At 47.5% G+C, this 14057-nt stretch carries 14 protein-coding genes and 1 pseudogene; 2 read left to right on the forward strand and 13 right to left on the reverse strand.

From position 1 onward, the window contains the following. Positions 1-4: 4 nt before the first annotated feature. The 6 genes and pseudogenes from purM to NYG90_RS10635 all read right to left on the reverse strand — a co-directional run. The gene (purM, locus tag NYG90_RS01030; RefSeq protein WP_285256317.1) at positions 5-1015 is read right to left on the reverse strand and encodes a phosphoribosylformylglycinamidine cyclo-ligase; all 1011 of its coding nucleotides are present in this window, start codon (positions 1013-1015) and stop codon (positions 5-7) included. 302 nt (positions 1016-1317) lie between these two features. Beyond that, positions 1318-1839, reverse strand: a complete 522-nt coding sequence (locus tag NYG90_RS01035; RefSeq protein ID WP_285264565.1) for an O-methyltransferase — start codon at positions 1837-1839, stop codon at positions 1318-1320. Continuing rightward, a complete protein-coding gene (locus NYG90_RS01040; protein ID WP_285264566.1) occupies positions 1785-2078 on the reverse strand; it encodes a hypothetical protein in 294 nt (97 codons plus the stop codon). Before NYG90_RS01040 ends, NYG90_RS01035 begins: the two co-directional genes overlap by 55 nt. Positions 2079-2247: 169 nt before the next feature. Further along, positions 2248-4185, reverse strand: coding sequence for a transglycosylase domain-containing protein (locus NYG90_RS01045; RefSeq protein WP_115011079.1), 1938 nt, complete (start codon positions 4183-4185; stop codon positions 2248-2250). Positions 4186-4229: 44 nt separating this feature from the next. Beyond that, the gene (locus tag NYG90_RS10630) at positions 4230-4739 is read right to left on the reverse strand and encodes a CZB domain-containing protein (protein WP_434062952.1); all 510 of its coding nucleotides are present in this window, start codon (positions 4737-4739) and stop codon (positions 4230-4232) included. A gap of 57 nt (positions 4740-4796) precedes the next feature. Beyond that, positions 4797-5597: pseudogene (locus NYG90_RS10635) on the reverse strand (methyl-accepting chemotaxis protein); the annotation flags it as partial. A 130-nt stretch (positions 5598-5727) separates the two neighbouring features. Here NYG90_RS10635 and fur point away from each other — a divergent pair. Then, positions 5728-6192 (forward strand): ferric iron uptake transcriptional regulator, encoded by a 465-nt coding sequence (fur, locus tag NYG90_RS01055; protein WP_115011081.1) that lies wholly within the window; start codon positions 5728-5730, stop codon positions 6190-6192. Between the two features lie 30 nt (positions 6193-6222). Continuing rightward, on the forward strand, positions 6223-6816 hold the full coding sequence (locus NYG90_RS01060) for a phosphatase PAP2 family protein (RefSeq protein WP_285264567.1): 594 nt from the start codon (positions 6223-6225) through the stop codon (positions 6814-6816). Here NYG90_RS01060 and NYG90_RS01065 read toward each other — a convergent pair whose 3' ends face one another. The 7 genes from NYG90_RS01065 to NYG90_RS01095 all read right to left on the reverse strand — a co-directional run bounded on the left by NYG90_RS01065 (position 6817) and on the right by NYG90_RS01095 (position 14052). After that, positions 6817-8073 carry a glycosyltransferase family 2 protein gene (locus NYG90_RS01065; protein WP_285256321.1) on the reverse strand — a complete coding sequence of 419 codons (1257 nt, stop codon included), beginning with the start codon at positions 8071-8073 and terminating at the stop codon, positions 6817-6819. A gap of 2 nt (positions 8074-8075) precedes the next feature. After that, positions 8076-8276: a hypothetical protein gene (locus NYG90_RS01070; RefSeq protein WP_285256322.1), complete on the reverse strand. Its 201-nt coding sequence runs from the start codon at positions 8274-8276 to the stop codon at positions 8076-8078. A gap of 74 nt (positions 8277-8350) precedes the next feature. Beyond that, positions 8351-9253: an NAD-dependent epimerase/dehydratase family protein gene (locus tag NYG90_RS01075; protein WP_285264568.1), complete on the reverse strand. Its 903-nt coding sequence runs from the start codon at positions 9251-9253 to the stop codon at positions 8351-8353. Further along, complete coding sequence (locus NYG90_RS01080) at positions 9253-11637, reverse strand: glycosyltransferase family 2 protein (protein ID WP_285264569.1); 2385 nt, start codon at positions 11635-11637, stop codon at positions 9253-9255. Before NYG90_RS01080 ends, NYG90_RS01075 begins: the two co-directional genes overlap by 1 nt. Beyond that, positions 11630-12946 carry a lipopolysaccharide biosynthesis protein RfbH gene (rfbH, locus tag NYG90_RS01085; protein ID WP_285256325.1) on the reverse strand — a complete coding sequence of 439 codons (1317 nt, stop codon included), beginning with the start codon at positions 12944-12946 and terminating at the stop codon, positions 11630-11632. Before rfbH ends, NYG90_RS01080 begins: the two co-directional genes overlap by 8 nt. A gap of 44 nt (positions 12947-12990) precedes the next feature. After that, the gene (locus NYG90_RS01090) at positions 12991-13305 is read right to left on the reverse strand and encodes a hypothetical protein (protein ID WP_285256326.1); all 315 of its coding nucleotides are present in this window, start codon (positions 13303-13305) and stop codon (positions 12991-12993) included. A gap of 12 nt (positions 13306-13317) precedes the next feature. Beyond that, a complete protein-coding gene (locus NYG90_RS01095; protein ID WP_285264570.1) occupies positions 13318-14052 on the reverse strand; it encodes an FkbM family methyltransferase in 735 nt (244 codons plus the stop codon). Between the last annotated feature and the right edge of the window lie 5 nt (positions 14053-14057).

The following is a 14057-nucleotide window of genomic DNA, read 5'->3' on the forward strand; positions in this document are numbered from 1 at the left end:
AGAATCACACCAGCGTAATGCCACGAGACTCGATCACTTCCCCTAGGACAAATCCATCACTTTTGGCAAGAATTTCAGCGACATTTTCCCTAGCCACAGCAAAAATCATTCCAACGCCCATATTAAACACGCGGTAAGCTTCCTCACGCTCGATATGTTTGAGCAAAAGTGTGAAAATCTCCTGCCTAGGGATCGCGCTTGTATCAATGCGTGCGCCAAGGTGGCTAGGCAGGGCGCGAGGGAGATTCTCTACAATGCCTCCGCCTGTGATATGAGCTAGTGAGTGGATAAGCGGCTTTAGGGCTTTGAATGTTTTGACATAAATTCTTGTAGGCTCTAAAAGTATGTCAATGAGCGTTTGATCGCCTAGCTTCTCATCAAAGCGCATAGCAAGCTTATCAAAGAGCAATGCCCTAGCAAGCGAGAAGCCATTAGAGTGTAGCCCACTGCTAGGCAGCCCGATAAGCACATCACCAGCTTGCGCGCTTAAGGTGGATTCTACTTCGCTTTTTTCAGCGATCCCTACGGCAAAGCCCGCTAGATCAAAGTCCCCTTTTTGATACATACTAGGCATTTCTGCACTCTCTCCGCCAATGAGCGCGCACTCTGCCAGCTTGCAGCCTGCGACTATGCCACCTATCACGCGCAAGGCAGCATCTTTATCCAGCTTGCCTGTGGCGTAATAGTCTAGGAAAAACATCGGCGTAGCAAAGTTGCAAATAAGGTCATTGACACACATCGCCACCAAGTCAATCCCCACAGAATCTAGCTTATTGGATTCTATGGCGAGCTTAAGTTTTGTGCCTACGCCATCAGTTGCTGCAAGTAGCACAGGCTCTTTGTATCCACTGGGCAGGGCATAAGCCCCGGCAAAGGAGCCGATCCCGCCGATGACTTGGGGGGAAAATGTGCTTTGCACGAGAGGTTTTAGCGCGCTAACTAGGGCGTTACCTTCATCGATATTAACGCCAGAATCCTTATAAGTCAGCCCTTTTGCTTGAGTGTTGTGGGGCATTGTAGTCCTTGTGCTTAAATAGTGCGCATTATAGCTAAAGTTCTTGCTAAATTATAGTGGCACTTGTGATTTTGACCGCTAAGTCTTGTTGTATTGCAAAATCGAGGATTCTAGTAGCACTACTATAATCACAAAGCGAAGCTTCTTTAGAAAAAGTGGATTCTAGTGTGAAAGCTCAAATTGTCATCGCGAGCGAGTGTAACGAGCGTGGCGATCCATACTAGAATCCACTTTTTGCACAGCGCGTTTTCATCATCACAAACGGCGTAAAATCACCTGCCAAGAAAATCACAAAGCCCTAGCTACTCTTTGTCATATTCAAAATGCAATGCATCTTTAGAGTAGAGTGGCTGCTTAAGGAGTTTTGGCATAAAGGCGAAATTCCTTGTCAAAAAGATCGAAGTGCTCCAAGTGTAGCAATTGATAGGACCAAACCCAGAGAAATCCACCTGTATCAGCCCAGACTCTCGCAAGAATCGCGTAACCCCACTATGCCAATCAGCATTATCCACGATGATCATAGCCCCTTGTGGCGCGCTTGTATTAAGTAGCTCTAGGGCTACTTTGGCACAGGGTAGGCGCGTGTTTATGCCATCAATATCGCCTCCATCAATGACAATCACATCAAACTTTTTCCCAAGCCCCAATGGGAAGCGTGCATAATCATTTGCTGCATCTGCAGCGTGGATTTGTGTCTTAAGATACATTGCATTGTGCGGCAAAACCTTAGGGCAAATGCTTGCGTGCCACTTCTTATCACTCTCGATACTTACGACAGACTCTGCTCTCTCCCCCCAATATAAAGATGAGTAGCCCCCCCCCATTCAAGAATTTGCTTATGTGAGAAATCTAAGCTTTCTAAGTATTCTAAGCAAGGATAGGTGATCCACGCGAGCGGTGCGCCGGATTTATCAAGGCATTGCCACTTTTGCATACTCTCTAGTTGGTTGTATTCTCTTGCTAGCACAAGGCAGTTATGCAGCTGCCACCGATATGGGTAGTATTTGCGCAAGAATGACTCTGGGATAATGGCTTTAAGAAGCTTTTTGAGTGTTGTAAGCATTTGTGATCCTTTGGGAGTTTTGGGAGTAAGGGTGGATTCTAGCATTGTTTTAAAAATATGCAAGCTCTTGTTGTCTTAGCAAGCAGTGTATAGTCCTTGTCATAGATGGACAAGCTGTGCGCAAAGCTGCTTGATAGTGTGCAATACCTCGCATATCCTTGAGACTTTATCACCATAGATTCTGCTCAGTAGGCGCGCTTGATGCGCTAGGAAGCGGAGAGGTTGTCGTGTAGTAGAATTTATACTTATCAAGCATTTTTGAGCTGACATTCTCTGGCACGACAAACTTCTTGCGCTGGGCGGGATCAAGCCGCAAGACATTGCCTATAAACTCCGCAAACACCGGTGCTGTTACAAGCCCTGCGCTCTCATACTGCCCTATGGGCTTAGAGTCATCACGCCCAAACCACACAATCGCTTGCACATCTGGCGTAAAACCGCAAAACCAAAAATCTACATTGTTGTTGGTCGTGCCTGTTTTGCCTGCGACTTCTATGCCATTGACTCTTGCACGCCTGCCTGTGCCATTTGCCACCACCTCGCGCATAATTGATATACCCAAAAACGCCTGTTCAGGCGAAGTTATAGTTGTCTGCTGTGTATCATAGGTAAAAACATTGCCGTTTATATCAATCACACTATCGATCAAGATAGGATCCACGCGCGTGCCATAGTTTGAAAATATCGAGTAGGCGCGCGCTAGCATAAGTGGCGTGGCATTCAAGCTACCAATGGCGATTGTCATATCTGTGTTTAGATCTTTAAACCCATACTCAAGCAAGCCGTTATAAATCGCGCTAAAGCCCACAAGCTGCACGATATTAAGTGTGGCAAGATTGCGTGAGAACATCAATGCCTCTTGCAAGGTGATAAGCCCGCGGAAAGATTTATCGACATTGCCCGCGCGATAGCCATCAAAATCCCTTGCTGCATCTGGGACTTTTGTCGCGGTGGAGTAGCCTTTGTCAAGGGCTATTTGGTAGATAAATGGCTTGACACTGCTGCCGATTTGGCGGTTTGCATCGGTGGCGCGATTAAAGGGGCTTTTGGCAAAATCCACGCCACCCACAAGGGCTAGAATCTTGCCCGTGCGCGTATCTGTAACGACCATCGCACCATTAAATGTATCTGTTTTGCTCTGCTCATCTTGCTCTTGCGCGTTAGCATTTTTGGAGACTTTTTGCAATCGCTCTTGTATGCCATTGTAGCCATTGATTAGGGCTTGCTGGGCTAGGGCTTGGTATTCTAAATCGATATTAAGCTTAATGGTATAGCCACCGGTTTTAATATCTTTGATATTACTAAGCTGGCGAAGCGCGAAATCCGTAACATAGGGCGCGATATTTTGCGTCAAGGTTTGATTATACACAACAGGCACTTCTGCAAGTGCGGCTTGGGCATATTCCTTAGAGATCCAGCCTAAGTCATACATTCTGCGGATCACATCATTTGCACGCGCTAGTGAAAAATCTATGCGCTTTGTGGGATCATACACGCTAGGGGCATTGGGCAGCCCTACTAGCATAGCGATTTCTTTAAGACTTAGCATAGATAAAGGCTTTTTGAAATACCCCATAGCAGCGGTTTTCACGCCGTGATAGCCGTGCCCAAAAAACACTTCATTTAAATAAATCTCTAAAATCTGCTCTTTGCTTAGCACACGCTCGACTTGGATTGTAAGCAGGGCTTCTTTGATCTTACGGCTAAAGGTGCGCTCGCGTGTGAGTATGACATTTTTGACAAGCTGCTGGGTAAGCGTGCTACCCCCCTCGCCAAAACGACCACTTTTGATATTTTTAATCATCGCGCGGATAATGGCGTCATAATTGATCCCACTATGTTCGAAAAATAGCGTATCTTCTATGGCAAGCAGTGCTTCTATCATACGCGGCGGGATCTCATCAAACTTCGCATAGAATCGAAACTCTGTGTCAAAGACATTGGCTATTAGGCGGTTTTTCCTATCATAGATCTGGCTTGCAAGCTTGGGGGTATAGTGCTTGACCTTGTCAATGTCAGTGCTTAAGTCCTTATACAAAAGCACAATATAAGAGACTCCAACAAGACTTGTAAGAATAACAAGAGAGAAAAAAGCTTTTTTAATCATAATCCTACTTTCAAGAGCTGCAAGCACCAGCAGAATCTGCTAGGCTAGTCTTGTGGGTTTGTCTCATCAGCAGGTTGTTCATCTTGGATAGTGTGTGGAGCAGATGTATCGCAGTTTTTGATATATGTTTTGATTTGTGCAACTTTTTCTGCGAGCATTTCATCGATACTTGCCATAACGCCTTCAGAGCCTCTCTCCATAGCAGAGATTTTTGTGTCGATGAGAGATTTTGGCGTGGCTTTAGTTGTATCAAGCAGGCTTTGGGCAAGTGCATTAGCTTCATCATGCACAGTAGCGTGGAAAGCATCGACTTTCTTATACCCCAATGTCTCGCTAAAGTTTGCTTTGCCATCGCCTTCAAAATACCACTTCCCAAGTCGGCAAGCAGTATGGGGGACTTGATTGAAGCTATCAGATACGCCAAAGAGTAGGGCGTAGAGATTGTTTTTGAACACAGTGTGGTCAAGCTTGGCAAGTGTGCAGAAAATCTGGCTATCGCAAATATTGACAGCGTGTTTAGCAAGCCTTGCGGATACAAGCGTTTGGTTTGCCATTGAGTAGATCTCATCAATGCCAGATTTGACCTCTTGGGTAAAGCCAGCGGTCTCTTCGGTGCTTGTTTGAATATCGCTTGCTTCTTGCTGCATAGATTTTACAACTATGGCGATTTCTTTGGTGGCTTTTTGTGTCTTTTCTGCTAGCTTGCGAACTTCATCAGCGACAACGGCAAAGCCTCTGCCGTGCTCTCCTGCTCTAGCGGCTTCGATAGCGGCATTTAGGGCTAGGAGATTGGTCTGCTCGGCAATATCATCAATCAGTGAGACAACATTGGTGATTTCATTGCTACGCTGGGCAAGTGAAGCTACAAGCTCGGTGGCATTTTGCATTCTCTCATAAAGAGAATTGATACTTTGCTCGACATTTTCGCTTCTTTGGCGCACCTCAAAGCTCACTTGCTCATTTTCTGCTGCTTTGGTAGAGAGCAGACCTGTCTCTTCAAGGATCTTTTGCAAAGCAGCTTGTGTCCCCATAATGCCATCTTTAAGGCTTTTGTGATACACGGCAAAGAGATCAACTCCGCCATCGCCTTTATCACATCTAGGATTCATCTCGACAAACCGATAAAAAGTCGCGCCATCGATGGTCTCACTTTTTATGCGCAAGCTATGAGTTTGTGTTGATACATATTCTTGACCGGGCTTAAGCACATCGACAATTTGATCAAGGTCAGGAAAGCTTTGAGCGATGTTGTTTTGGAAAGCGATCTCGCCATTTTTCACCCCTATAAGTGCCTCTTCAAAGGAAAAGCTCGCTATTTTCTTAAAATGCTCAACCTGCTCTCTTAGCTTTCTTATTTCTTCTTCTTGTTTTTGTAGAGTTAATTTCATCTCCCTATTTGTGCCGCCAAACATTGTCTAACCCCTTGATATGATCTCTTAAGAAACGCCGATTATAGCCTATCAAATCTTAAAAAGTTTTTTTATTTGCAAAAATTAAACTATAATTCCCACAATGTATTTGATATTGCGAGGTTGTTTAATTATGAAAGTGAAAAATCGTCTTGAGACATTAGAATCTATCTTAGAGCGACTGCGATTTTCTATCCGCCAAAATGGGTTGAAAAACTCCAAACAACGCGAAGAGATCATAAGCGTGCTTTACAAAAGCGGCACCCACCTAAGCCCTGAAGAAATCGCGGCAAACTTGCGCCAGCGTGATAAATCTACAAGTATTTCTTCTGTGTATAGGATTCTAGGATTTTTGGAAAAAGAGCGTTTCATCACCGCGCTAGAGCCGGGCAAGACAGGCAAACGCTATGAAATCGCAGCAAAGGAGCATCACGATCACATCATTTGCCTGCATTGTGGGGATATTCAAGAGTTTGTCGATGAAGAGATAGAAGCTCGCCAAATCCAAGTAGCTAGTGCCTACAAAGCCAAGCTTGTAAGCCACGATATGCGCCTATTTGTCATCTGCGATAAATGCCGCCAGCATATCAAAGACTAGCCGCGTAGCTTAATGCCTAGAATCCACTTTTTGCATAGCCGCTTTTGTGCGGGGCTGCTACTCTACTTAGCCTTTCTTGTTAGCACTGCTAGCACCGCATACGCTCGCGAGCCTTTTGAGAAAGTGGGCGATGTGCTAACTCTCGCACCTGTTGGCGTGCTTATCGTAAGCCTTGGTATGCAAGACTATGAGGGAGCTGTGCAGCTCGCAGCTGGCTCGCTTGTTACCCAAGGGGTGATAGAAGTGGTCAAAAAGAGCTTTCAATTTGCCCACGATAAGGGCTGGGGGGAGCTAGAGTTTGCCAAACGCCCTTGCTGCGATAATTGGGAAGGTATGCCAAGCGGACACGCCGGCGGGAGCTTTAGCGCGGCTGGGTTTGTGTATTACCGCTATGGGTGGAAGCCGGCATTGCCACTTATCGGGCTTGGGATCATCACTGATGCCTCGCGCGTGGTCGCTAGGAAGCATAGTGTATGGCAGGTGCTTGCCGGAAGTGCGATCGCGTGGGGAGTAGCGTGGATATTTACCACACCTTATAAGCCTAGGAAGCTCCTAATCACCCCTGATATAGGCACAGATATAGCAGGAACCACTTATGGACTAAGCCTTAGCTACTCGTGGTAGCTAGTAGTGCTTGCGCTCTAGCGTGATCGCTTTATTTGCAAAATGCGCTTCATACACCGCTAGGGTAAGCTTACTAGATTCTAGGATATTGGCATTTTGCGTGGGGGATTTGTAGCTAGAATCCACTTTTATAGGTTTAGCTAGTAGCCCACAAGTGCGCAAGATCTTTCTATATGCGCGGGAGAAAAAGTCCTGCCGATAAAAGCGCAGTAAAAAGGCTAGCGTATAGATAGCTAGCTTGCTCGTTTTAGTCCGCTCTATCAAGGCTTTGAGCCGCTGCTCCCCTAGCGCGTAGTCATCTTGTATGCGTGGGTATTTGCGCCGCTCTTTTACAATAGTGGCTAAAAACATCGTGCTAGCCCACTTTGATCGCCAAAAGGCTTGCGTTTTCTCATCTTGGAGCATTTTGGCATTAAGCATAGGCTCCCACATCCACATCGTTACGGCAATATCCCCTAAAAGCGCGTAGTCTCCGCCAAGCTCCTTGGCACACTCTATGCTATCTTTTGGCAGGACAAAAAGCTCCTTTTCTTTCTGCTTATTGACACCTCCGCCAATGGATTTTGGCGAAGAGCCTATCCAAGTAAGCGGGATATGTGAGTGGATATAGCACTCCCCTAGGCTTGCGATCGCTGCACTAGCAAAGCCATCTGGGCTAGCACTTTTGTAGAAAACGCCATTTTGCCTAGCTTTGATCTCTGCTATCACATCTCTATGCACCAAAGAGCCGGCATAAATTTGTGGCATAGCAAAAAACCCTTCCGCGCTAAGCAGCGTGGGGATAAACTCTTTTTGCGCATTTTTGATGATAAACCTAGGCTCGGCTATGTAGGCGGTTTGAATATCTTTGTAGCTCTCACTACACCCCTCCCAGAAGTAATATGCCCTAGCACCATTGACAATCCTTATCCCTTTTGCTTGAGCCTGCTCTATCAAGCGATCGCTTAGGTGGAAGAAGTAGGGCTGCACGCCATCATCACTGCCTACAATGCTTACCCACTCCCCTTGTGCTTGGGATAAAAGCCACTCATAGTGGCTACTCATCGTGCAAACTTGCGGCGGGCGCATAGCTCGCACCCTCTTATGTGCGAGTGTTTGCACAAATTCATACGAGCCATCGCTTGAGTAGTTATCACTGACAATAACTTCATAGTCCTCCCTATCGCCTGCTTGCTCTAGCACGCTAGCTATCGCGTATGGCACAAACTCTTTGCAGTTGCGCACGGGGATTATGATGGTGTATTTTATAGTCTGCATTACTATTCCTTTTCGTTTTTACTTTCCGTTTGGCTTTCTTCCTCAAGGATTCTAGGAGTTGCGGTGGGGCTGTGGGAGCTTTGCAAACTTTGGGGAAGGTTAGCGACCTTGGCGGTCGTGCCTTTCACAAAGTTTGCAATACTGCCGCATTGCTCACCCAAGACCGAATCCCAGCTCCTAGAATCCACTTTTTGTTTTTGCATTACTACTCCTTTATTGTTTAGGTGGTGAAATCACGCGCATAAGCCCAGCTTCTAGGCTGATTTTTGGGGCATAGTTAGGCAGCTTGGCAAGTGGCATAAAATGGCGGATTTCTTGGCTGGATTCCCCCCCCCCCCCCGTTTGCAGCAAGCTCGCCATCTATGCGATCTACACTTATAGGCATTTGGATTGCTGGGATCGCACTTGCGCGCGCGCCAAAATCTAGCGGCAAGCGTGCATTAGCTAGGCTCTCAAACACGCTAGCAAGCTCTCTTAGGCGTATGCGATTGGTGGATTCTAGGGTGTAGATGGTGCTTGTATGCAGGCAGTCTATGGAGTCTATGGCTAGGGCAAAGCCGCTGATAATATCATCGATATGGGTGAGATCTAGCACTTGTAGCCCATCGCTCATCGCTAGATTCTGCTTTGGGGGATTGCGCAAAAGATCGCGCCATAGGCTTAGGATCTTGCCCCTAGGGTCATTCTCTCCATAAGTGTCATAGAGCAAGATATGCACGATTTTTGTCGGCAAGGTCGCGGCATAATGCACGCAAATATCATAAAACGCCTGCTTGGTCGCAGCGTAGAGATTAAAGGGGCTATAACTGCTAGCATTGGCAAATTGAAAGTAGGAGAGTGTGTTGATAAAAAATCGCGCCGGATAAGTCGCTAGAGTCTCTAAAATCTGCGTCCCTAGCGTGAGGTTTGCCGCGATAAGATTAGCAATCTCCTGCCCTTTGCTACGCCCACTTTGCACAAACGCCGCCAAATGCACCACTCCATCGATATTGTGTGTGGCAAAAATCTGGGTCAAAGACTCTATGCTCCCATCATAGTGCGCGATCTCACAATATGGCGCGATAGCTGTCGTATCGCTACTAGGGCGCACAAGGGCTATGATGTGGAATCGCTCATAGCACGCTTGGATAAAGTGCGAGCCGATGAAGCCGGTGGAGCCGGTGAGTAGGATGGTTAGCATTAGCTAGCCCTTGCTAGTTTGGGCATTAGCTGCTGCTTGGAGGATTTGGCTTTGCTTGGCTTGGGCGTTGGCTTTTGCGCGCTTTTGCGGGATTCTGCGGCGGGGGCTTGCTCATTATCGCCTAGATAAATCCCTTCGCCCCCGCCTTGAAAACCCACAAAATCATCGCAAAATCCTGCCGCCTGCGAGTCGCTGAAAATTGGGGCGTTGTGGGTAGAAAACCTAGAATCCACTTTTTTATCGTCATTGCGAGCGGATTGAAAATCCGCGTGGCAATCCATACATTCTGCGCTAGCAGAATTGACTTCGCTAGAATCCACTTTTGCGGATTTGTGGATCGCTACGCCGTGCTGGGGCAAGCCTCGCGATGATAAAACTCGCGATGATAAAAAAGGATCTACAAAAACTCGACTAAAAAGAAGATCTAACGGGGGGGGGGGGGGAAGTTCTGTTGCGCCAGAGGCTTGTGTGGAGTGGCTTAGGCTTTGAGCATTGCTAGAATCCACTTTTTCACTCTGTGTGCTAGATTCTGCGTTTTGTAGAGACAATCGCCCTGTAAGCAGGGATTTGAGCATTTTTAGCGCGGTGAAAATGCTTGGGCAATGCTCTTTTACATACTGCTTGCTTCGCTCCGTGTAGCTAGGGCGTAGCCCAAAGAGCCTAAACTGCTGGGATAAGCGCATTTGCGCATAGAGTCTAAGCAGCGGCAAATGCGCAAAATACCGACTCCACCACAGATGATTCCCCACAAGCTGGGCGTGAGTAAGCTTGCGCGTAAAGCCCAAAATCATCTGCGGATTTTGCAGGATCATCATTAGCGCGACATTTGGATCCTTGCAGCTTGAAGCATCGTAGTGATTGCGCGTAAGCAGCTCTGCGCGGTAGCAAAACACCTCCCCACAAAGTGCCGCACGATTGAAAAATGTCATATCCCCGCTAGGAGCCTCGCTCTCATCATAGCCGCCGATTTCTATGCACTTAGCGCGATTATGCAGCAATGCCCTAGGCGGCATACCGCAAAAGCCATCTTCAAAGGGGGCTTGCATTTGCAGCTTTTGTAAGCGCGCTTGTGAGATACACTTGGCATAGAGCTTTTGTAAGCGCGTGCGTGGATATACATCGCTAGTATCTTCGATCGCGCCTATAAGCGTGGCGTGGGCGTAGGCAGGATTGGTAGCTAGGCTACTCATACGCGCTAGATAGCTAGGCAGCAGCTCATCATCGCTATGGAGCAAGCACACCCACTCGCCCCGTGCTAGCTCTAAGCAGCGATTCCAATTCCCCAGACCGCCGATATTTTGGGCGTTTTGGTAGTAGGTTATGCGGTGGGCAAATTCTTGTAGCATAGATTCTGCGGGGTAGCTTATAGGCTCAAGCGGATTTTCTACGACAATGATCTCATAAGGCTCATCAAAGTCCTGGGCTAGTGCGCTAAGGATGGCGCGGCGGAGAAGGGTTACGCGTTTGTAAGTGGGGATAGCAATAGTGAAGAGCGGCTTTTTTGCTTGTGGCGATTCAGCTTTTAGCGAAAAATGCGGGAGCGGCGGACAATCGCTACACTCATTACCGCTAAGGTAACTCCCTTGCGATTGTCCTTGCAACCCACATTTTTCATCTAAAATCTTAGAATCGCTTGGGCTTTTACTAGAATCTAGCCTTGCTTCCGCCTGCGAGCTGGCTACTTCAAAAGTGGATTCTAGCTCCAAAATCCTAGAATCCTTTGGTTGCTTGTTTAGAATTGCGGCGTTTTCCCTAGAATCCACTTTTTTATCGTCATTGCGAGATTCTGCGGTAGCAGAATCGTGGCAATCCATAGAATCAACCGCCCTTGCCCTAGAATCCAATTTTTCATTTGCTGCTGTGGATTGCCACGCCACTGCTGGTGCAGTGTCTCGCAATGACGGAGAAAGATCGGCTTGTGAAAAATGGGCGTTGCTAGAATCCTCGTTTTCTAAAAAAGCTGCACTTTGCGTATTGGCGTTTTTTCTGTCATTGCGAGCCGACTTGTCGGCGTGGCAATCCATACATTCTGCGCTAGCAGAATAGTCTTTACTAGAATCCGTTTTTTTATTATGGATCGCCGCGCCACTGCTATCGCGGACCCGAATGACAGAATGGGCGTTTGTGGCTGTGTTGTCAAATGAGGATTCTAGGCTTTGCCTAAACACACATCGCGACTCCACATTTGCAGTCAAGGCGAAATTATCCCTAGGGTAGATGAAGCTTGTAGGGTCAAAGCTAGGGTCTAAATACTGCTTGCATCGCCGCTCCACTTCAGCGATAATGGCGTATTGCTCGGCTTTGGTGTAGCTATCTTTAAGCGCGTCGCCCACGCCATAAAAAATTGTCGTGCTAGAAGATTGTGCTTTTTGGGTTTTAGGCATTGCAAAACTCCCTAATCTCTTTGGCGATATACTCTATCTGGGCTTGCTCTAGTCCCGGATACACCCCCACCCAAAGCCCTCTTTCCATCATCGCATTTGTCCGCGCTAGATCGCCTACAATGCGATAGTCCCTGCCATTTTCTAAATGCGTGAAGCACGGGTGCTTGGTGATATTGCCGGCAAAGAGCGCGCGCGTTTGGATCCCTCTAGATTCTAGGTGCTGCACAAGATCATTGCGCGTAAATGGCGCATCACTATCTACTATCATCAAGCAGCCAAACCACGCAGGCTCGCTCTCTCCTTGCGCCTGTATGATCCTAAGCCTCTTGACTCCTTGCAGCAGCTCGCATAATCGCGCGTGATTTGCACGCCTTTTTGCGACAAAGGATTCTAGCTTCTCTAGCTGGGCTACGCCGATAGCTGCTTGCAGATCCGTGGCTTTTAGGTTAAAGCCAAAATGACTATACACATATTTATGATCATAGCCATAAGGCAGCTCCCCACACTGCTGGGAGAATCTAGCCTTGCAAGTATTATCCACGCCGCTTTCACAGAAGCACTCTCGCCCCCAATCGCGCATTGATAGCAGGATCTTTTTTAGCAGTGGATTGCTCGTATAGACTGCGCCGCCCTCGCCTGTGGTGATGTGATGAGGTGGGTAGAAAGAGCTTGTGCCAATATCCCCAAAGCTCCCTGTCTTACGCCCTTGATAGAGAGAGCCTAGCGCATCGCAGTTATCTTCAATAAGCCAGAGATTATGCGCATCGCAAAAGGCTTTTACGCGTGCGATGTCAAAAGGGCTGCCCAAAGTGTGGGCGATCATCACTGCCTTTGTCTTAGGGCTTAGGGCGGATTCTAGCGCGTTTATATCGATATTTGCGCACTCATCAATATCCACAAACACCGGCACCGCGCCATACTGGATCATCGGCGCGATAGTCGTAGGGAAGCCTGCGGCTAAGGTTATGACCTCTTCACCCCTTTTGACTTGCCGCTCGCCCAAAAGTGGGGAAGTAAGCGCGAAAAATGCTAGTAGATTGGCACTAGAGCCGGAATTGACCATTAGCGCGTATTTCACGCCAAGATATGCTGCTAGCTTGTTTTCAAACTCTTTGGTCCATTTGCCGCTTGTGAGCCAAAACTCCAGCACCGCTTGCGTGGCGTTTGCCATCTCGCGCTCATCAAACACCCGCCCTGCATAATTGATCCTAGAAGCTCCGGGGATAAACTCCTGCCTAGAGGCGTGTGCTAGGGCATAATACTCGCGCACTTTTTCTATGATTTCTTGTTGCAGCTGCTCTTTAGTCATTCTGTCTTAGTCCCTTTACTTTTTCTGCTTGCATTGCGCGTATTTTAGCATATTTTGCGCGTATGTAGGCATTGATAGCGAGCCTTGCTTGTGCCTAGCTTGATTACACTTTGAGCGGAGCTAGAATCCACTTTTTCTAAAGAAACTGCGTTTTGACTTTCGGCGTTTTTTCTGTCATTGCGAGCAAATGCAGTCTCTTCTCTGTCATTGCGAGCCTTGCTCTGCAAGGCGTGGCAATCCATAGAATCAACCGCCCTTGCCCTAGAATCCGCTTTTATTGTGGATCGCCACGCCCCTGCTGGCGCAGTGTCTCGCGATGACCATAGAGGCTTGGCGTGGCGCAAAGCTCGCGATGACAAAAAGCTTGAATGTCAAAACGAGGATTCTAGGCTAAAGCGATCGATATAGGCTTTGTGCTTCTCCTTGTGGAGGAAGAAAAAGTTTGTTTCTTGTGTGTGATCTGTCATCGTTTCTAAGCCCATAAGCCTTAAAGTAGAATCCTGCTCGCAGGTATAGTAGCACCCATAGCCAATTTGCTCCAGCATCGCAATAATCTCATTTGGGTGGTAGCCATACTTCGCCGCCCATTTTCTAAGCATTTCTACAAACAATATCGGCTTAAACTTCTCTATACTTTCTAGCCCCCCTCTAAGCGCGAAAATCTCCGCCCCCTCCACATCAAGCTTGATAAAATCTATGCGCGTTAGCCCCTGCTCTTTGACATACCAATCAAGCCGCTCTACCTTGCAGATGATCTTTTCATTCTCCTTTTCCTCGTGCATAATCGCCGCAGAAGCATTGCCAAAATCCTGCTTATAGACATAGAATGTCAGCTCCCCACTCTTATCAAATAGCCCAAAGTTGTTGATACGCACGCGATCTTGCACGCCGTTGTAGTAGGCATTGGCGATAAACTGCCTATAAGTGCTAGCCACCGGCTCAAAGGCGTGGATCGTGCAGTGCTTCATCTTGGCTAGGGCTATGGAGTAGTAGCCGATATTGCCGCCAATATCTAGCACCAAGTCCCCATCTCTCACAAGTGTGAAAATCATCGCGCTATCTAGTCGCTCATAGTGCTTGAAGTTTAAGATCTCTAGCGGGGTCATTCGCT

This window comes from Helicobacter zhangjianzhongii (genome assembly GCF_030249855.1).
In the GTDB taxonomy this organism is placed as follows: Bacteria; Campylobacterota; Campylobacteria; order Campylobacterales; family Helicobacteraceae; genus Helicobacter_B; species Helicobacter_B zhangjianzhongii.

Bases quoted from the DNA above. Each gene is read 5' to 3' on its own strand.
- fur (WP_115011081.1), top strand. From the start codon at position 5,728: ATGAAAGTGAAAAATCGTCTTGAGACATTAGAATCTATCTTAGAGCGA.
- NYG90_RS01070 (WP_285256322.1), bottom strand. From the start codon at position 8,276: ATGCAAAAACAAAAAGTGGATTCTAGGAGCTGGGATTCGGTCTTGGGT.
- NYG90_RS10630 (WP_434062952.1), bottom strand. From the start codon at position 4,739: ATGGCAAACCAAACGCTTGTATCCGCAAGGCTTGCTAAACACGCTGTC.
- NYG90_RS01035 (WP_285264565.1), bottom strand. From the start codon at position 1,839: ATGGGGGGGGGCTACTCATCTTTATATTGGGGGGAGAGAGCAGAGTCT.
- purM (WP_285256317.1), bottom strand. From the start codon at position 1,015: ATGCCCCACAACACTCAAGCAAAAGGGCTGACTTATAAGGATTCTGGC.
- NYG90_RS01080 (WP_285264569.1), bottom strand. From the start codon at position 11,637: ATGCCTAAAACCCAAAAAGCACAATCTTCTAGCACGACAATTTTTTAT.
- rfbH (WP_285256325.1), bottom strand. From the start codon at position 12,946: ATGACTAAAGAGCAGCTGCAACAAGAAATCATAGAAAAAGTGCGCGAG.
- NYG90_RS01065 (WP_285256321.1), bottom strand. From the start codon at position 8,073: ATGCAGACTATAAAATACACCATCATAATCCCCGTGCGCAACTGCAAA.
- NYG90_RS01040 (WP_285264566.1), bottom strand. From the start codon at position 2,078: ATGCTTACAACACTCAAAAAGCTTCTTAAAGCCATTATCCCAGAGTCA.
- NYG90_RS01075 (WP_285264568.1), bottom strand. From the start codon at position 9,253: ATGCTAACCATCCTACTCACCGGCTCCACCGGCTTCATCGGCTCGCAC.
- NYG90_RS01045 (WP_115011079.1), bottom strand. From the start codon at position 4,185: ATGATTAAAAAAGCTTTTTTCTCTCTTGTTATTCTTACAAGTCTTGTT.
- NYG90_RS01095 (WP_285264570.1), bottom strand. From the start codon at position 14,052: ATGACCCCGCTAGAGATCTTAAACTTCAAGCACTATGAGCGACTAGAT.